The sequence below is a fragment of the Vescimonas sanitatis genome, assembly GCF_049060325.1.
GTDB lineage: Bacteria > Bacillota > Clostridia > Oscillospirales > Oscillospiraceae > Vescimonas > Vescimonas sanitatis.
Map to the genome: position 1 here is coordinate 367148 of NZ_JBMGPW010000001.1, position 18449 is coordinate 385596.

An 18449-nucleotide genomic window follows, 5' to 3' on the forward strand; every position below is an offset into this window, starting at 1 on the left:
TAGGATGTGCTAGTATAAGTAAGCTGTCTGAAAGACATGCGCCGTTAGCTCAGCTGGATAGAGCGTCTGGCTACGGACCAGAAGGCCGGGGGTTCGAATCCCTCACGGCGTACCAAAAGTCCTCGAAATCGTCTGATTTCGAGGACTTTTGTTTTTCATAAGTTCCGTATTTAGGGTGTTGCCTTTTCCTGACCCAAACGCTGACCCCAACGGGGGCGGGTAGCGGAAAGGTCTATACCGCACGGGAGAGGATGTTCCCCATGGTCTGGGCGGCTTTGAGTTGGGCGTCGGTGGTGACGTGGGCGTAGGTGTCCAGCGTGAAGCCCGCCGAGTAGTGACCCAGCATCGAGGACACCGTTTTCACGTCCACGCCGTTTTGCAGGGCCATCGTCGCGAAGGTGTGACGCAGGTCATGGAAGCGTATCCGTGGCAGTCCCGCCCGTTTCAGCACTCTTTGCAGCATATGCAGGACGCTGTCCGGTGACATGGGGCCTCCTGTTGGTGACGGGAACACCCATTCGCTGTTCCCAACTTTGCATTTCTGCATTTTCAGAACGCTTATCGCGTCTGCCGACAGTGGCAGTGTGCGGTAGGCGTTTTTCGTTTTCAGCGGGGCCTCGACCACTTTGCCGTTCTGCCGGGAAATGGCCCGTTGGATTTTCAGCACACCACGGTCGAGGTCAATGTCTGCCCATTTCAGTCCCAGCAGTTCGCCCCGCCGCAGTCCGGTGGCAAGGTCGAGGTAGTAGAGTTCGTACACGCCGCTGTCCCTGGCTTCTTGAAAGAAGGCGCTGAGTTGGTCGGCGGTCAGCGTTTTCATCTCCTTGTGTTCGACTTTCGGCAGGGCGCAGCCCTGCGTTGGATTCCTGCTCACCAGTTTCTGCTCGATGGCAAGGTTGTACGCTGAGCCGACCATCTGGTGGATATTGCGGACAGTCTTTGGGGCCAGACCTTTCGGCTTTTTCTTGGCCTCGACGCGGTCTACCCGCCCGCCGTCCAGCAGGTGCTTGTAGAACCGCTGTAAGTCCAGAGAAGTCAATTCTGCCAGTGGAACGCTGCCGATCTGCGGCTTGATGTGGTTTTTCAGAAAGCCTTGGCTGGTTTTGAAGGTCGATGGGCGCAGCTTGATTTTCGCATAGTTTTCCATCCAGACCTCCAGCCAACTCCCCACGGTGTAGGTCTTGGCCCGTCCGTAGTCGATACCGACGTTTTCCTCGATGGCTTTTTTCAGTTTTTCTTTTACTTCCGCTTGCGTCTTGCCGAGGACGTTTTTGATGATGGCCTTGCCAGTTTCCGGATCGTGACCAACAGTGTACCGCCCCTCCCAGCGTCCGTCCTTTCGTTTTCGGATATTGCCCTCGCCGTTCGCTCGTCTTTTCGGCATGGTATCAGCCCCTTTCGACAACGAACAATACCGTACTCAAGAGAGAAAAGCTACCGAAAAGCGGAACTGTTATCAGAAAGTTATCATTTGCCCCTCGGAGCCACGCCGCCTTATCTTTGACTATTGCGGCGCAATTTCTGCGCTGCCGGGGGCGTTCTCTTTAGTTACAGCGGTGCGATTTTCGAACGGTCAAGAATCCCTTTCCATTGACTACAGCGGCGTAAAATATGTACGATCTGCGCTGAAAAACGCTCTTACTTGGAAATCACTTTTTCGGGTAGTTGAAAACGGCAAATTTCTCAATCGACTGCTGAACGGCCACCTTGAAAAGTCCGCCGCCACGGGCCTTTTCTGTGCCTGACGTTCACCCAAGACTGCGAAAACGCCGCTCAAGGTGCACCTTAGACTGCGGTTTCAAAACCTCGGAAAGCCCCGCACTGCGGGGCTTTGTGGCTGAGAGGTGCCCAATTACGGGCACCTCTCTTTATCTTGTGCTAAAATCGAACGGCCCTCACCGCTCGAAAAACCCTCCTGTAAAGTTCGGCTTTTCGCCCAAAACCGTTCCCGCAAATATCGCCAAAAAGTTACCGTCACAACGCTGTTCCAAACCGCTTTTCATCGCATCTTTCAACTTCTCCCACAAACGCCCCACGCTTGCTTTCACAGGCAAAAGTGGGTACACACTCGGCCCTGCTCAAAGGATCGCACACAGCGGCTCACACGGCGAAACACGGGGCGTTTCGGATGGGGGCGCTATTACTACCCTCGGAGCGTTTTGCGCGGTTCGGAAACCCTGCGCGGCCGGGTATCAGAACGGCGCACTTTGCCGCTTTTGGGTCTTGGTCGGAGACGCACCTGAAGAACGCAGAAAGCCTTCGGAGCAGCGATGCGCTTATGCGCGTCGCTGTTCCGAAGGCGTCGCGGCCCCGCTGGGCTGCGCAGCCCTTACTGTGGAGTTCTTGGCTTTCCTGCTTTTGCTTAAAACCACTATTGCAAACAGCCTTACGCCATGGTACTATGGTGTCACCAAATCGGAAGCCATAGGATGAAAAAACAGAGTGAGGAGGATTCTCTTTATGTTTGCCTTTTTTCCTTTGGAAACGCTGGGAAAGCCCCTTGAAAAGCTCTTGCAATGGATGGATGACCATCGTCTCTTCCTCATTCTTCCAGCTTTCGGCATCCTGCTTTCCCTGGGCGTGTTTTGCTATGTGCATTTCCGGACACCACCCCAGCCAGAGCCCTTTACTTTGGAAGCAAAGCAGGGCGATTACTGCTATCTGGATGTTCAACACCTCTCCAACTGGCTCCTGAAAATTTCGGGTGGCGAGGAAAATAATTGTTTTTATCTGGCGGTTGGCACGGATGAGACCATGTGCATCGTCTCCATGAATGATGTGATCTTTGAAAACTTTGCGGACATTGTTGAATACAGCAACTCTGATTTTACAGTTCCAGGCACCATACCACAGTCATACCGCGCCGACGGTATCGTCAAGCAAATGACGTCTGAGAATCTGGATGCTCTCATGGACTTGCTGGGCACAACGGCTGAACAGTATACGGCCTTGTTAGGCAACAATTATCTGGATCTGCGGGAAGATCCAAACGGTAATCTTGTGGAACTGTTTGTTTATGTTCTTGGCGCATCGCTTATTATTCTGCTTCTCTATTGTGTGGCCCTCCTTGATGATCAGCACGAACGCCGCAAGCGGGGCAAAACCGCCGAAGCAGAGTTGTAATAGGAACAATCCGCCCCCGGTGCTTTTTTCAGGCTTTGGTACATACTACGATTCATACTCAGGTCCCCGCCCTGTCAGGAATTTAAAAGGCGTATTCAAAAACATCCCTGCTGATAAAACAACGAAACACAGAATTTATACAATTCCAGATACGCCTTTGACCCAGTTTTGACCCAGAATGGAATTGGAACGGGCAGGGCTGGACGGAAACAACGGAAAATCTGCCGAACGAACGGCGGCAAAAAGCACAAATCGGAGCCGAAACAGCTCCGATTTGTGCGTGAGACAACCTACGGACCAGAAGGCCGGGGGTTCGAATCCCTCACGGCGTGCCAAAAGTCCTCGAAATCGTCTGATTTCGAGGACTTTTGCTTTTTATAAGTTGTCATTTTTGGATGCTGCTTTTTTCTGACCCAAACGCTGACCCAAACGGGCGTTAAACTATACCCCATAAAGCGGACACAGGAATTTGACCCATGTCCCAATAGGATGGATACGCGCATGGCCCAAGGTGTCGAACGAACATGCCCTCTCGTTCCTGAAGGTTTTTGTCCGTTCGGCAAACAGCGTATCTAAATCTTTTTTATCGGATGCCGAATAACCGTTTTCCGTTTTTCTGGAGCGACCTTTCTCGCGTCGGACAGATAGATCTCATGATGTAGTCGTTCCTTATTCAAATCATTCGCATATCCATTCCGCTCCAAATACGCGTCCATAAGCGCGACGGTCGCAGGCTCATCATCAAACGCTCCCAAGTGCATGATTTGAACGCACAAACCTTCATCAATCGTCAAAAACTCCGCCGAGGAGTAATCCAGCTTTTTCTTTTTCGCCGCAGTATCGACCGCCCATTCAAAGTCCTCTTTCGTTATGAAATCAGGCAAGCGGATAACGGAGATCCAGTTGAACGCGGACTTATCGGTGTAATCCACGCCATCTATATGCTCCTGCCACCAGAAGCCTTCCAGCGGAGGAACCACATATTCAAAGAAACCAGCAATTTTATGATCCGTTTTATAGCTCATTTTTAAGGTGTATGCAACAGCATATAACACGCTGATCGCCTGCTGATATGCCCCATCTTCTTCGTTAGGATCCCCTTTTCCTCTGACCGCAATATAATTTGCTTTCGGAACAATTACGATCTCCGGCTTGTTCTTCGGCATATAGACCTCTTTGTATTCTTTCTTGAAATCAAAAGCCATAGCTGCCTCCTCAAGTGATGATCTGCCTCTCTCTTTTTACGTTCAAATGATACCACAAACCTGTAAACAATTCTACCGCAACTTTTGTGAGATATAAGAAAAGTCCGGACAGCTTTCTGCCCTGAGTTCCTCGCTTGATTATAAATCAATTCGCCCTTTACGCTGTCCCCGGTCTGCGTCTTGCCGAGAACGTTTTTGATGATGGCCTTGCCGGTTTCTGGATCTCGGCCAACCGTGTACCGGCCCTCCCATCGGCCGTCTTTCCTCTTGCGAATGTTCCCTTCCCCGTTCGCTCGTCGCTTTGGCATAAAATCGACCTCCTTTGTAACGGTACACAATACCGTAAAAGGCAGAGAAAAGCTATGGGGAAGCCACACTATTATCAGAAAGTTATCAATTCTCAACCGCCGCTTATCTTTGTTTCTGCCAGCGCAACTGAGCGCACCCGAGGTTTCTGTGGATTATTCCTCCTGCATATTGCCAAATATGCCGCAAACAGGTGTATTTACAGCACAAATCTAAGCATTCCGTTCTGCGCCGCACCCCTTTGACCACATATTTGCCCACAGACAGCGAAAAGCCGCCCCGCCAGGGATTTCCCTCAGGCGGGGTGGACTGCTTCCTGTTATGCCGTCCGTCTGCTCCATCGCTTTCTTGCCTGGAAGTCGGTCATCGTGCGCTCTTGTAGTGCGTTTTCTTCTGCCGGCAGCGGCTGCGCTTTGGCGATGCCCGCGTCGATCCTCGCCGCCGCCTGCCGCCGCATCTCCTCCGTGATGTGGGAGTAGGTGTTCAGCGTGGTAGCCGCGGAGACATGGCCCAGGATGGTGGACAGCGTCTTAATGTCCATTCCGTGGGCGAGGGCATTGGTGGCGAAGGTGTGCCCTTACGGTATAATTACGACAAACCGGAAAAGCCCCGTATATCAAGGGTTTTCGGTTATCTGGCAAGGTTTTTCATCCTTTTCCAAACCGAAAAATCGAGCCGCGAAGTAGTTATTTCGTAGGGGGTGTTATAGTAACGACAAAAATAAAATACCGTTTGGGCGGGCTGTCAGTCCGTCCAAGAAATCAGGACATTTCCTCTGAAAAGAAGAAATGTCCTTTTTTTGTACCCAAAATCAGATGCCAACAGGAGGAACACAATGCCTGAAAAAACAGCGCAAAAAGAACCGGGCAAAAAGCCCGCGCCATCCAAAAAGCCGAAACCACAGCAGGAAGTGGTCGTTCAGATTCCACTCTCCGAGCTGCATCCGTTCCCGGATCATCCCTTTCAGGTGCGGGAGGATGCGTCCATGCAGGAAACCGCCGAAAGCGTCAAGGAATACGGCGTCCTCGTCCCCGCGCTGGCGCGGCCACGGGAGGACGGCGGCTATGAGCTGATCGCAGGCCACCGACGCAAACACGCCTGCGAGCTGGCAGGACTGGCCACCATGCCGGTTATTGTCCGTGACATTGACCGGGACGCTGCCACCATCATCATGGTGGACAGCAACCTCCAGCGCGAGAATATTCTTCCATCCGAACGAGCCAAAGCCTACAAGATGAAGATGGAGGCCATCAAGCGGCAGGGCGCACGAACGGATCTGACTTCGCCGAAAATTTCGGCGAAGTTCCGCAGCGATGATGAAGTTGGTCAGGATGCCGGGGTGAGCGGAGATACCATCCGCAACTACATCGCCTTGACGCAGTTAGTCCCGGAGCTTCAGCAGATGGTGGACGAGAAGAAAATCGCCCTCAGTCCCGCCTACCAGATCGCGGCGCTGACGCCCAAGGAGCAGGGCTTGCTTCTGGAAACCATCGACAGCGAGCAGGCCACCCCCTCGCTCTCTCAGGCGCAACGGATGAAAAAGCTCAGTCAAAGCGGTGAGCTGAATGAGGACACCATGCTCTCCATTATGATGGAGCAGAAGAAACCGGAGAAGAACGACATCACCCTTTCCGGTGAAAAGCTCCGCAAATATTTCCCACGTTCCTATACCCCATTTCAGATCGAGAACACCATCTTCAAATTACTGGACGCATGGCAGAAAAAGCGCCAGCGCGATCAGAGCCGATGAGCGGACAAGCAGTTTGTTTGTCCGCTATTTTCATGCCAAAAGGAGGACGCCATGTATATCAACACATTCAAATATACCCCCAAGGATGTGAGCTGCCAGCTCTGTACCGAGTATGTGAAAAAGCTGGGCTGTACCGCCCTGCGCTGCCCGTGGCTGGCCGAGCGCATCGAGGCCGGTGTGGTCGGCTACCGCGAGGCAGTCTTAGAGACATTTCCCCATGAACGCCGCCTGTTCCAGCGCCTGAACCTGCTGATCAAGCACTATCCCGGAAGCCTTTGGAGCAACGAGCAGCATGAGCGCCGAATGCAGTATCAATGCGCCGTGCAGGGCTACCGCCGCCGCAGGGATACCAACGCCTATTATGCGGCCATGTACCTGCTGACCTCTAATGACGACATTTACCGCCGCACGGCAAATTGCTTCTGCAAGGCCGGGATTGAGTTCGGCTATGCGGTGCTGAAAAGCACTTCGCCGCACAACTACGCACTGTTCATGGCAGCGCGCGACCTCTGCGACAAGACGGAGGCCGTCACGATGGCGGACTTAGCGGAACCGGAGGTCATTGACCCGGAGGCGCTGCGCCTGATCGTCAACGCCACTTTGATCGCCCGCTATGGGCTTGCCGCCTTTCAGATCAGAGCGCGAGGTGCGGAATATGAACGCTGATGATTTTGTCGGCGGTCACAGCATCCTTGCGCTGGAGCGCTTTATGGACGAAACCCGCCACATGATTATTTTCGATGTCCTGTCGTGGAAATCCCCTGTGGGTGAAAAGGGCGAACGGCTGCGGCTGTTCCTCTCCGACGTGGGATATGCCAAGGCGCAGGCATCTGAGAGGCGCGGAGAAATCAAAATCCGCAAACACGCCGCCGTCATTGAGGGGCATATCCTCCCTGACCGGAAAAAGCGGCGTCACTAAAATGATTGGAGGAATTACCATGAGCAGAGTAACAGAGCTGGAAAATGCGCTGACCACGCTGTTCCGCAAGGGTACAGAGGTCGGCTACACGGAAACAGAGATCGACGAGTTTCTGGAAAACATCGACTATCACGCCCTGCTGCAAGCCGTTTGGAACAAGGCTGAAACGGTCTATGCCTATCGCGCAGACGGCAAAAATGCGCTGAGCTTGGACTATCGCAGCTCGGAGCTGTTCAAGCAGCGAGCGACGCTTCTCTATGAGGACGTGGGCGACAGCTATATCGGCGCGGTGTTTGCTGCCCGGTCGATGGAGCTGTGGCTGTTGGAGGATATGGGCTTTGCCGTCGTTGCCAAATTCAGCGTGAACGCCGGAGAAGGCGAATACGTCACCGAGTACCGCGTCTACAAGGGCAGCGACTGGGCGGACAGCGAGATTTCTCTGGATTTGGAGGACTTGGTGGCCGAACTTGCCGCCCTGTGTGATCCCTACTACGAACACGAGCAGCCCATCTATGAGCTGTGATGTGGGAAAGGAGTGAAAACGGAGCGGCTTCCCCATGCGGGAAACCATTCAGAATACAAACGGCAAGCAGTTTCACGCCGTCAGCCTGTCCGGTGGCAAGGACAGTACCGCCATGCTGCTTTTGATGATCGAACGAGGTATGCCCATCGACATGGTGCTGTCAGCGGACACCGGCATGGAGTTCCCGGAAATGTACGAACACCTTGCCAAACTGGACGAGCATCTTTTCCGGGAGCGCGGCATCCATATTACCACGCTGCGGCATCCCAAGGGCTTTGAATACCTGATGTTCGATGAACCCAAGCAGAAGCCCCGCAGTCTGGAAAACCGCGCAAGACTGGGCATCCCGCCCTACGGCAACGGCTGGCCGGGAATCCGCGTCCGCTGGTGTACCGGGCAGCTCAAAACGCACCTCATCACCAAGGATGTCAACCGGCTCAAAGGCGAGCTGGGCGCGATCCACTATGTCGGTATCGCCGCCGATGAAGCGTGGCGCTGCAAGGATGAGCGGTATCCCCTCGTGGAATGGGGCATCACGGAGGCGCAGGCGCTCCAAGCCTGTTACGACCGTGGCTTTGACTTCGGCGGGCTGTATGAGATTTACCACCGTGCGTCCTGCTGGTGCTGCCCGTTCCAGCGTATCGACGAGCTGCGGAAGCTGCGAAAGCATCACCCGGAGCTTTGGGAAAAGCTGCTGGAGCTGGATCGCCGTGCGCTGGCGCAGTTCGGCACCGGCCCGCTGGGGCAGTTCAAGCAGAACTGGAGCGTAAAGCGGCTGGATACGCGGTTTGCCGAGGAGGACGGCCAAACAGGTTGACTGCCCTGCGGAAAGGATTGAAGCAATATGGCTGTATTTCGCGTTGAACGGACGCAGGATTACACGGTGATGTGCAACCATCACCTGAAAGACAGCAATCTTTCCCTGAAAGCCAAGGGGCTGCTCTCCATGATGCTCTCCCTCCCCGACGAGTGGAACTACACCACGCGGGGGCTGGCTGCAATCTGCAAGGAGGGCGTGGACGCCATCGGGAAAACGCTCAAGGAGCTGGAACTGGCGGGCTACATCATCCGCCGTCAGCTTCGCGGCAAGGACGGGCGCATTTCCGACACGGAGTACACCATCTTCGAGAAGCCCCGAAAGACCTCTCCACCGGATACGACTTTACCAGATACGGAAAACCCGTATCTGGATAACCCGGATACGGAGGCACCAGATACGGATAATCCCGCGCAATTAAATACTAAGAAATCTAATACTCAAAAATCAAATACTGATCTATCAAGCACTCATTCATTCTTTCTGCCTGAGGCGGACGGAATGACGGACGGATTTGAGAAAAAAGCGGAGATCAGAGAGCAAATCGAATACGACATTCTCTGTCAGCAGTATGACCGGATGCGGCTTGATGAGCTGGTGGAGATTATGCTGGAGGTTGCTATGAACCGCAGCCCCACAGTCAAGATCGGGCGGGATGCGGAGTATCCCACCGGCTTCGTGCAACAGCGCCTTGAAAAGATCACCTCCATGCACATCGAAAAGGTCATGGACGGTATCCGCGAGAACACCACCCGCGTTTGGAATACGAAAGCCTATCTCATGGCGGCGCTGTTCAACTCTGTTTCCACCATCGACAACCACTACGCCATGCTGGTCAATCACGATTTTCACGGCGGCCCCTAAAGGCCGCTTTTTTTCATGCCCGATTCCGGGAGAAAGGATTTGATACCGATGAAACGCCCCCTTGCCTACATCACCGCTCCGTGGAGCGAGAATGAGTTTGAGAACACCGAAAATGCCGCCAAGTATTGCAGGGCGGTCTATGACGCGGGCTTTTCGCCCGTCTGCCCCACGCTGTTTCTGCCACTGTTCCTACGCGATGAGATTCCGCAGGAGCATAAGGACTGCATCGACATGGCACGGGAGTATCTGCGCCGCGCTCGTGTGCTGGTGGTTTGCGGCAGCACCGTGAATGAAAGCGTGAAAAACGACATCGCCGTGGCCGAGCGCCTGCGGATCACCGCCACCACGCTGGACGGCATCCTGACCGTCAAGGGACAGGGGCGCAGAAATGAATGAGCATCTTCTGCACCGGCTGGTGGTACCGCCTTAGTGTCCCGGCATTCTCCCTGCAAATCGGAGGAAAGGAGCGTGATAAGTCATGCAGGAAGAAGTTGAACAGAGAATCGTATCCCTGATGATCTCCTGCGGAAAGCTGGGTGAACAGGAATTTCGCAAGGCCGTTGCCAAGCTGCTGGAGCAGCTAAAAAACGATTATCAGAAATATCAGCACGGCAAGGCCAATCCCCACGGAAAAATGACCGTCAAGCAGCTTGCCGCCAAGGATAAGGGATTGCAGAGCATTGAAGTCACCGATCAGAATATCGGCTCATTCAATCGGATTGCCCGGAAGTATGGCATTGACTTTGCTCCATTCAAGGTCAAGGGCGAAAAGCGGTACATGGTGTTCTTCAAAGCGCCGGACGCCGACGCCATGACCGCCGCGTTCAAGGAATACACTGCCAAACAGGTCAGGAAGGCGGAACGCCCCTCGGTGCTGGAAAAGCTGCAACGCTTCAAGTTGCTCATTCAGGCGGCTGTGGTGGACAGGACAAAGCGGAAGGAGCTGGAACGATGAAGCAGCTCAACGTCAAAAAGCTCATTCTTCCCAATATTCCGTATGTGTTCATCGCGCTGCTGGCCACCAAGGTCAGCGAGGCGGTGCGGATGGCTCCCGGTTCGGACGCTTCCACGAAGCTGCTGAACATTATGACCGGTCTGAACACGGCGTTCCACTCCCTTGTCCCCAGCTTTCATCCCATTGACCTGTGCGTGGGCGTTGCCGCCGCCATCGCCATTCGGCTGGCGGTCTATATCAAGGGCAAAAACGCAAAGAAATTCCGCAAAAATCTGGAGTACGGCAGCGCCCGTTGGGGAACCGCCGAGGACATCAAGCCCTACGTCGATCCCGCATTTGAGAACAACATCATTCTCACGCAGACGGAGCGGCTAACGATGAATAGCCGCCCCAAAGACCCGAAAACGGCGCGGAACAAAAATGTCCTGATCGTCGGCGGCAGCGGTTCGGGCAAGACCCGCTTTTGGTTGAAGCCCAATCTGCTCCAATGCACATCAAAAACCTATCCCACCAGCTTCGTCGTCACCGATCCCAAAGGGGACATCGTGGTTTCCTGCGGCCATGCGCTGCAAAAGAACGGGTATCAGATCAAGATTCTCAATTCCCTGAACTTCAAGAAGTCCATGCACTATAATCCGTTCGCCTACATCCACTCGGAAAAGGACATTTTGAAGCTGGTCACGACGCTGATCGCCAACACCAAGGGCGAGGGTAAAGCCGGTGACGATTTCTGGGTGAAAGCGGAAACGCTGCTCTACACCGCCCTCATCGGGTACATCCACTATGAAGCGCCGGTGGAGGAACAGAACTTCTCCACGCTCATTGAATTTATCAATGCGATGGAGGTGCGTGAGGACGATGAGGACTTCAAAAATCCGGTGGATTTGATGTTCGAGGAGCTAAAAAAGCGCAAGCCGGATCACTTCGCCGTCCGCCAATATGCCAAATTCAAGCTAAGTGCCGGCAAGACCGCTAAAAGCATCTTGATTTCCTGCGGCGCACGGCTGGCTCCCTTTGACATTCAGGAGCTGCGGGAGCTGACGGCCTATGACGAGCTGCAACTTGACACGCTGGGCGACCGAAAAACCGCCCTGTTCATCATCATGTCCGATACGGATGATACCTTTAACTTTCTCATTTCCATGTGCTATACCCAGCTTTTCAACCTGTTGTGTGAAAAGGCCGACGATGTGTACGGCGGGCGCTTGCCGGTTCATGTCCGCTGCCTGATCGACGAGGCCGCGAATATCGGCCAGATACCGAGACTTGAAAAGCTGGTAGCGACGATCCGTTCCAGAGAAATCTCCTGCTGCCTTGTCTTACAGGCACAGAGCCAGCTCAAAGCCCTGTATAAAGACAGCGCGGATACAATTGTCGGCAACATGGACTGCTCCATCTTTTTGGGTGGAAAGGAACCCGGTACGCTGAAAGAGCTGGCGGCGGCGCTGGGCAAGGAAACCATCGACAGCTATAACACCGGTGAGAGCCGTGGCCGTGAGGTTTCCCATTCGCTGAACTATCAGAAATTGGGCAAGGAGCTGATGAGCGTGGATGAGCTTGCCGTGTTGGATGGCGGCAAGTGCATCTTGCAGCTTCGCGGCGTCCGCCCGTTTCTGTCCAACAAATATGATCTCACCAAGCATCCCCTCTACCGCTACACAGCGGATTATGACAGGAAATACGCCTTTGACATAGAGCGTTTTCTGTCCCATCGCCTCAAGCTCAAGCCGGATGATGCAGTTGAGGTGTATCAGGCAGACCTTTCCGGCGAACCTGTCGCCTGACGGCGGCAGCCTAATTTGACAACGGCTCGATGAAACTTCGTGGAAGAAATGTACCCTCCAAAATCTAAAACATATTTTTCGGAGGTACTATTTATGGCTTTCTTTAATTCTGCTGTTGGTGTTCTTCAGACCCTCGTTGTGGCGCTGGGCGCTGGCCTCGGCATTTGGGGCGCAATCAATCTGCTGGAGGGCTATGGCAACGACAACCCCGGTGCCAAGTCCCAGGGCATGAAGCAGCTCATGGCGGGCGGCGGCGTGGCGCTGATCGGCATTACCCTCGTGCCGCTGCTGTCCGGTCTGTTTGGCTAATCGACAATTCATTTGCTTCCCGTAAATCCACGGAGGGTGCCGCTTTCGGGCGGCATCCTCCCGAAAGGAGGGCAACCCTATGGATTTCTTATGGGATAAGATCACGGAATGGCTGAAAGAAATGCTCATCGGCGGTATCGTGAGCAATCTGTCCGGGATGTTCGATGCGACCAATCAAAAGGTTGCCGAGATCTCCGGTCAGGTGGGCTTATCGCCGCAGGCATGGAACGGCAGCATTTTCAGCATGATACAAAATCTGTCGGAAACCGTGATCGTCCCCATCGCAGGCGCAATTCTCGCCTTTGTGATGACGCTGGAGCTGATCCAGCTCATTACCGACAAAAATAACCTCAACGACATGGACACATGGATATTCTTCAAGTGGGCGTTCAAGTCCGCTGCCGCTGTCCTGATCGTAACAAACACATGGACGATTGTGATGGGCGTGTTTGATGCCGCCCAAAGCGTCGTTGCCAGCGCCTCCGGGCTGATTATCGGCGACACCAGCATCAACATTTCAAGCGTCATGGTGGGCATTGAGGATCGGCTGATGGAAATGGAGCTGGGGCCGCTGTTCGGTCTGTGGTTCCAGTCGCTGTTCGTTGGCATTACCATGTGGGCGCTGACCATCTGCATTTTCATTATCACATTTGGAAGAATGATTGAAATATATCTCGTCACCTCTGTTGCCCCCATTCCGATGGCGACCATGATGGGCAAGGAATGGGGCGGCATGGGACAGAACTACATCCGTTCCCTGCTGGCGCTGGGCTTCCAAGCATTTCTCATCATCGTCTGCGTTGCCATCTACGCCGTTCTGGTGCAGAACATCGCGCTTGTGGATGACATCATCTACGCCATCTGGACTTGCATGGGCTACACGGTGCTGCTGTGCTTCTGCCTGTTCAAAACGAGCAGCCTTGCCAAGTCCGTGTTCAATGCACATTAACGGGGGTGATACCATGCTGACACTCACGCCTGTTACCCTTGCAACAGCGAACGCATTTGTCAATGCGCATCACCGGCACCATAAGGCAACTGCTGGGCATAAGTTTTCCATCGGCTGTGCCAAGGATGGAGAGCTTGTCGGTGTTGCAATCGTAGGCCGTCCTGTGAGCCGGTATCTGGATGATGGCTGGACATTGGAGGTCAATCGCCTTTGCACCACCGGTGAGAAGAACGCTTGCAGCATCCTTTATGCCGCATCCGCGCGGGCGGCAAAGGCAATGGGATACCGCAAGATCATCACCTATACGCTGGATAGCGAGAGCGGCAGCAGTCTCCGCGCCGCTGGCTGGAGCTGCGCAGGTTTGGCAGGCGGCAAATGCTGGACAGGCAGCCGCAAGCCCACCTCTGCCTTGTACCCAGCGCAGATGAAACTTCGATATGAAAAGCTCTTGTAAAGGGGGGATTTCTATGGCCTATGTCAATGTCCCAAAGGACTTAACCAAAGTAAAAACCAAGGTGCTGTTCAACCTCACGAAACGGCAGCTCATTTGTTTCGGAAGCGGCGCACTCATCGGCGTGCCGCTTTTCTTCTTGCTCAAGGGCAGCATCGGCACCAGCCCCGCCGCAATGGTGATGATGGTGGTGATGATCCCGGCTATGCTGTTCGCCATGTATGAAAAGAACGGCCAGCCGCTGGAGGTCGTCATCCGCAACATCTACCGCGTGTGCTTCCAGAGGCCGAAGCAGCGTCCGTATAAGACCAACAATTTTTATGCCGTTCTGGAGCGGCAAAACCAGTTAGACCGGGAGGTGTATCAAATTGTCCGAAAAGAAAAAGCTGACCCGCGCCGAACGAAAACAGATCGAAGCCGCCATCGCAAGAGCGAACCGAACGGATAAGAAAGAAAAATCGGCGCAGGACAGCATCCCGTATCAGCGTATGTGGCCGGACGGCATCTGCCGTGTGACCGACACGCGCTACACCAAAACGATCCAGTATCAGGACATCAACTACCAGCTCTCGCAGAATGAGGACAAGACCGCCATCTTTGAGGCGTGGTGCGATTTCCTGAACTACTTTGACAGCTCCGTGCAATTCCAGCTTTCCTTTGTGAACCTCTCGGCTTCGCAGGAAACCTTTGCACGGAGCATTTCCATTCCGCCCTGCGGGGACGAGTTTGACGGCATCCGCGCCGAGTACGCCGGTATGCTGCAAAATCAGCTTGCCCGCGGCAACAACGGCCTCATTAAGACCAAGTATCTCACGTTCGGCGTTGAGGCCGACAACCTCCGCGCTGCCAAGCCCCGTTTGGAGCGCATCGAAACCGATCTTCTGAATAACTTCAAGCGGCTGGGCGTTGTGGCTGCGCCGCTGAACGGCTTTGAGCGCCTGCACGTCATGCACGACATTCTGCGGATGGACGAGCAGGAGCCGTTCCGCTTTTCGTGGGACTGGCTGGCTCCCTCCGGGCTGTCCACCAAGGACTTTATCGCGCCCAGCTCCTTTGAGTTCAAGACCGGCAGGATGTTCCGCATGGGCAAAAAGCTGGGTGCAATCAGCTTCGTGCAGATTCTGGCACCGGAGCTGAATGACCGGATGCTGGCGGATTTTCTGGATATGGAGAGCAGCGTCCTCGTCAATCTCCATGTGCAGTCTGTGGATCAGGTCAACGCCATCAAGACCGTCAAGCGCAAGATCACCGATCTCGACAAGTCCAAAATCGAGGAACAGAAGAAGGCCGTCCGCGCCGGGTACGACATGGACATTATCCCGTCCGACCTCGCTACCTACGGCGCAGAGGCCAAGAAGCTGTTGCAGGATTTGCAGTCCCGCAATGAGCGAATGTTCCTGCTGACCTTCCTCATTCTCAACACGGCGGACACACCCCGGCAGCTCGACAACAACATCTTCCAGACCTCCAGCATTGCGCAGAAGTATAACTGTGCGCTGACCCGGCTGGACTTTCAGCAGGAGGAAGGACTGATGAGCAGCCTCCCTCTGGGGCTGAATCAGATCGAGATTCAGCGGGGCTTAACCACCTCCAGCGTAGCGATCTTCGTTCCCTTCACCACGCAGGAGCTATTTCAGAACGGTTCGGAGGCGCTGTACTACGGCATCAACGCTCTTTCCAACAACCTCATCATGGTAGACCGGAAACTGCTGAAAAATCCCAACGGCCTGATTTTAGGCACTCCCGGCAGTGGTAAGTCGTTTTCGGCAAAACGTGAGATCACCAATGCGTTTCTCATCTGCCCCAAGGATGACATCATCATCTGTGACCCGGAGGGTGAATATACACCGCTGGTGGAGCGCCTGCACGGTCAGGTCATTAAGCTGTCGCCCACCGGCAAGGGCTACGACGGTTCGCCCTGCTACATCAATCCGATGGACTTGAATCTGGATTACAGCGACGATGATAACCCACTGAGCCTGAAATCCGACTTCATTTTGTCGCTGTGCGAGCTGATCGTGGGCGGCAAGGATGGGCTTGCCCCTGTGGAAAAGACCATCATCGACCGCTGTGTGCGCATCGTCTACCGGGATTACCTCAACGACCCGAAGCCGGAGAATATGCCGTTGCTGGAGGACTTGTATAACGCCCTCCGTGCGCAGGATGAAAAGGAAGCGCAGTACATTGCCACTGCTTTGGAAATCTACGTCACCGGCTCTCTGAATGTGTTCAACCATCACACGAACGTGGATGTGAATAGCCGCATCGTCTGCTACGACATCAAGGAGCTGGGCAAGCAGCTCAAAAAAATCGGGATGCTCGTTGTCCAAGACCAAGTGTGGAACCGCGTGACCATCAACCGCGCCGCCCATAAAACGACCCGCTACTATCTTGACGAGTTCCATCTTCTTTTGAAGGAGGAACAGACGGCTTCGTACAGTGTCGAAATCTGGAAACGCTATCGCAAATGGGGCGGCATCCCCACCGGGATCACGCAAAATGTCAAAGACCTGTTATCCAGCCGGGAGGTTGAGAACATTTTTGAGAACAGCGATTTCATCTATATGCTCAATCAGGCCGCTGGCGACCGGCAGATTCTTGCAAAGCAGCTCAACATTTCGCCGCATCAGCTCTCCTATGTGACCCACTCCGGCGAGGGCGAGGGGCTGCTGTTCTACGGCAACACGATCCTGCCCTTCATTGACCACTTCCCGAAGGACACCGAGCTGTACCGCGTTATGACCACCAAGCCGCAAGAGGTGGCGTCGGCATGAAAAGAGAACCGCGTTTGCAGTTTTCCGACGCCGATCTTGCCGAGCCGAAGCTGGAAAAGCCCATCAAGCGGGTGAAAAAAGCGGAGGCCAAGGCGGATAAGGCGCAGGCGAAAATCCCCAAGAAAACCGTGGTCAAAAAGGAACGCGGCTTTGATCCGGCCACCGGCAAGGTCAAAACGCAGCTCCGTTTTGAGGAAGTGGATAAGAAAAAGCCGCCCTCAAAGCTGACCCATGCCGTGCAGGATGCCCCCGCCAACCTCATTCTCTCTCAGGTTCATCGGGAGGTGCGGCAGAGCGAGGATGACAATGTAGGCGTAGAGGCCGCGCACAAGGTAGAGCAAGCCGTGGAGAGCGGCGGGCGGCTGGTGCAGTCTGCCCACCGCGCCCATCAGCTCAAGCCTTATCGTGCTGCCATCCGTGCAGAGAAAAAGCTGGAACGAGCCAATCTTGACGCGCTCCAGAAGAAAGCAGAGATCGACAGCCCCACCAGTAATCCCGTTTCCAAATGGCAGCAGAAGCAGGCAATTAAGAAGCAGTATGCCGCTGCCAAGCACAATCAGGCGGCGCAGACTACGGCAAAGGCGGCAGAGAATACCGCCAAGGCCGCGAAAAAAGCCGCTGAAAAGGCTGAGAAAGCGGGCAAATATGTGTGGGAACACCGGCGCGGCTTTGCCATTGCCGCCGCGATTCTGCTGATGCTGGCGTTTCTGCTCAACGGCCTGTCCTCCTGCTCGGTGATGATGGATGGCGTCGGCTCCGGGATCGCGGCCAGCACCTATCCATCGCAGGACGCCGATATGCTGGGTGCGGAGGCGCAGTATTGCGCGATGGAAGCAGAGCTTCAGCGCTACCTCGACACCTACGAAAGCACCCATGACTACGATGAGTACCACTTTGATCTGGACACCATCGAGCATGACCCCTATGTACTCATTTCCATGATTACGGCGCTGCATCAAGGGGAATGGACGCTGGATGAGGTGCAGGGTACGCTCCAGATGCTCTTTGACCGCCAGTACATCTTGACCGAGGATGTGGTGGTGGAAACCCGCTACCGCACGGAAACCGACACATGGACGGACGCGGACGGCAACACCCATACGGACACCTATCAGGTGCCGTATGACTACTACATCTGCACGGTCACGCTGGAAAACTTCAATCTCTCCCATGTTCCCGTTTACATTATGAGCGAAGAACAGCTCGGAATGTACGCCACCTATATGGCCACCCTCGGCAACCGTCCCGACCTGTTCCCCGGTTCAGGCTACATCGGCAAGTATGTGGAGGGCAGCTATACCGACTACGGCATTCCCCCGGAGGCGCTGGACGATGAGGTATTTGCCGCCATCATCAAAGAAGCGGAAAAGTATCTCGGCTACCCCTACGTTTGGGGCGGCAGCAGTCCCTCCACCTCGTTTGACTGTTCGGGCTTCGTCAGTTGGGTCATCAATCATTCCGGTTGGGATGTGGGCAGACTGGGCGCGCAGGGACTTTGCAATATCTGTACGCCTGTATCCTCTGCTAACGTCAAGCCGGGCGATCTGGTGTTTTTCACCGGAACGTATGATACCCCCGGTGTCAGCCATGTGGGTATCTATGTTGGCAACAATATGATGATCCACTGTGGCGACCCGATCTCTTATGCGAACTTAAATTCAAGCTATTGGCAGTCCCATTTCTACCGTTATGGGCGCTTGCCGTAAAGGAGAGTGAACGA

19 protein-coding genes, 1 tRNA gene and 2 pseudogenes are annotated in these 18449 nt (G+C 54.4%); 17 read left to right on the forward strand and 5 right to left on the reverse strand.

Annotation, left to right across the window (positions count from 1 at the left end; genetic code table 11):
* Positions 1-38: 38 nt before the first annotated feature.
* Positions 39-115: transfer RNA gene (locus ACOMDU_RS02000), tRNA-Arg, on the forward strand.
* 117 nt (positions 116-232) lie between these two features.
* On the opposite strand, the gene ACOMDU_RS02005 is transcribed toward ACOMDU_RS02000, so the two are convergent.
* Together ACOMDU_RS02005 and ACOMDU_RS02010 are read right to left on the reverse strand one after the other, a co-directional pair.
* Entirely contained in the window at positions 233-1384 is a 1152-nt protein-coding gene (locus tag ACOMDU_RS02005; protein WP_421128793.1) for a tyrosine-type recombinase/integrase, read from the reverse strand.
* A gap of 511 nt (positions 1385-1895) precedes the next feature.
* Positions 1896-2066, reverse strand: coding sequence for a hypothetical protein (locus ACOMDU_RS02010; RefSeq protein WP_421128794.1), 171 nt, complete (start codon positions 2064-2066; stop codon positions 1896-1898).
* Between the two features lie 394 nt (positions 2067-2460).
* On the opposite strand from ACOMDU_RS02010, the gene ACOMDU_RS02015 reads away from it, so the two are divergent.
* Entirely contained in the window at positions 2461-3123 is a 663-nt protein-coding gene (locus ACOMDU_RS02015) for a hypothetical protein (RefSeq protein ID WP_419046620.1), read from the forward strand.
* A 572-nt stretch (positions 3124-3695) separates the two neighbouring features.
* Here the strand turns inward: ACOMDU_RS02015 and ACOMDU_RS02020 are convergent.
* The 3 genes and pseudogenes from ACOMDU_RS02020 to ACOMDU_RS02030 form a co-directional block, all read right to left on the reverse strand.
* Complete coding sequence (locus ACOMDU_RS02020) at positions 3696-4328, reverse strand: GyrI-like domain-containing protein (RefSeq protein ID WP_421128795.1); 633 nt, start codon at positions 4326-4328, stop codon at positions 3696-3698.
* Between the two features lie 146 nt (positions 4329-4474).
* A pseudogene (locus tag ACOMDU_RS02025) lies at positions 4475-4636 on the reverse strand (tyrosine-type recombinase/integrase); the annotation flags it as partial.
* Positions 4637-4977: 341 nt separating this feature from the next.
* Positions 4978-5208, reverse strand: a pseudogene (locus tag ACOMDU_RS02030) (tyrosine-type recombinase/integrase); the annotation flags it as partial.
* Between the two features lie 261 nt (positions 5209-5469).
* On the opposite strand from ACOMDU_RS02030, the gene ACOMDU_RS02035 reads away from it, so the two are divergent.
* From ACOMDU_RS02035 to ACOMDU_RS02105, 15 genes are all read left to right on the forward strand, one after another.
* The gene (locus ACOMDU_RS02035; protein WP_421128796.1) at positions 5470-6384 is read left to right on the forward strand and encodes a ParB/RepB/Spo0J family partition protein; all 915 of its coding nucleotides are present in this window, start codon (positions 5470-5472) and stop codon (positions 6382-6384) included.
* Between the two features lie 51 nt (positions 6385-6435).
* Positions 6436-7050, forward strand: a complete 615-nt coding sequence (locus ACOMDU_RS02040) for a hypothetical protein (RefSeq protein WP_421128797.1) — start codon at positions 6436-6438, stop codon at positions 7048-7050.
* A complete protein-coding gene (locus ACOMDU_RS02045; RefSeq protein ID WP_021633188.1) occupies positions 7040-7303 on the forward strand; it encodes a DUF5720 family protein in 264 nt (87 codons plus the stop codon). Before ACOMDU_RS02040 ends, ACOMDU_RS02045 begins: the two co-directional genes overlap by 11 nt.
* Positions 7304-7322: 19 nt before the next feature.
* Entirely contained in the window at positions 7323-7826 is a 504-nt protein-coding gene (locus ACOMDU_RS02050) for a hypothetical protein (RefSeq protein ID WP_421128798.1), read from the forward strand.
* 34 nt (positions 7827-7860) lie between these two features.
* On the forward strand, positions 7861-8643 hold the full coding sequence (locus ACOMDU_RS02055) for a phosphoadenosine phosphosulfate reductase domain-containing protein (RefSeq protein WP_421128799.1): 783 nt from the start codon (positions 7861-7863) through the stop codon (positions 8641-8643).
* A gap of 27 nt (positions 8644-8670) precedes the next feature.
* A complete protein-coding gene (locus tag ACOMDU_RS02060) occupies positions 8671-9507 on the forward strand; it encodes a DUF6017 domain-containing protein (protein ID WP_421128800.1) in 837 nt (278 codons plus the stop codon).
* Between the two features lie 48 nt (positions 9508-9555).
* Complete coding sequence (locus ACOMDU_RS02065) at positions 9556-9903, forward strand: DUF7768 domain-containing protein (protein ID WP_118740230.1); 348 nt, start codon at positions 9556-9558, stop codon at positions 9901-9903.
* 82 nt (positions 9904-9985) lie between these two features.
* On the forward strand, positions 9986-10462 hold the full coding sequence (locus ACOMDU_RS02070; protein WP_421128801.1) for a PcfB family protein: 477 nt from the start codon (positions 9986-9988) through the stop codon (positions 10460-10462).
* The gene (locus ACOMDU_RS02075) at positions 10459-12246 is read left to right on the forward strand and encodes a VirD4-like conjugal transfer protein, CD1115 family (RefSeq protein WP_421128802.1); all 1788 of its coding nucleotides are present in this window, start codon (positions 10459-10461) and stop codon (positions 12244-12246) included. Before ACOMDU_RS02070 ends, ACOMDU_RS02075 begins: the two co-directional genes overlap by 4 nt.
* A gap of 93 nt (positions 12247-12339) precedes the next feature.
* Positions 12340-12555 carry a Maff2 family mobile element protein gene (locus ACOMDU_RS02080; protein ID WP_021633195.1) on the forward strand — a complete coding sequence of 72 codons (216 nt, stop codon included), beginning with the start codon at positions 12340-12342 and terminating at the stop codon, positions 12553-12555.
* Between the two features lie 79 nt (positions 12556-12634).
* On the forward strand, positions 12635-13504 hold the full coding sequence (locus ACOMDU_RS02085; RefSeq protein WP_021633196.1) for a VirB6/TrbL-like conjugal transfer protein, CD1112 family: 870 nt from the start codon (positions 12635-12637) through the stop codon (positions 13502-13504).
* A 13-nt stretch (positions 13505-13517) separates the two neighbouring features.
* Entirely contained in the window at positions 13518-13958 is a 441-nt protein-coding gene (locus tag ACOMDU_RS02090) for an XF1762 family protein (RefSeq protein ID WP_421128803.1), read from the forward strand.
* Positions 13959-13971: 13 nt separating this feature from the next.
* The gene (locus ACOMDU_RS02095) at positions 13972-14403 is read left to right on the forward strand and encodes a PrgI family protein (RefSeq protein ID WP_007883202.1); all 432 of its coding nucleotides are present in this window, start codon (positions 13972-13974) and stop codon (positions 14401-14403) included.
* Positions 14324-16729: a VirB4-like conjugal transfer ATPase, CD1110 family gene (locus tag ACOMDU_RS02100; protein WP_205488131.1), complete on the forward strand. Its 2406-nt coding sequence runs from the start codon at positions 14324-14326 to the stop codon at positions 16727-16729. The genes ACOMDU_RS02095 and ACOMDU_RS02100 overlap by 80 nt, the downstream gene beginning before the upstream one ends.
* The gene (locus ACOMDU_RS02105; RefSeq protein WP_421128804.1) at positions 16726-18435 is read left to right on the forward strand and encodes a C40 family peptidase; all 1710 of its coding nucleotides are present in this window, start codon (positions 16726-16728) and stop codon (positions 18433-18435) included. Before ACOMDU_RS02100 ends, ACOMDU_RS02105 begins: the two co-directional genes overlap by 4 nt.
* The last annotated feature ends 14 nt before the right edge of the window (positions 18436-18449 follow it).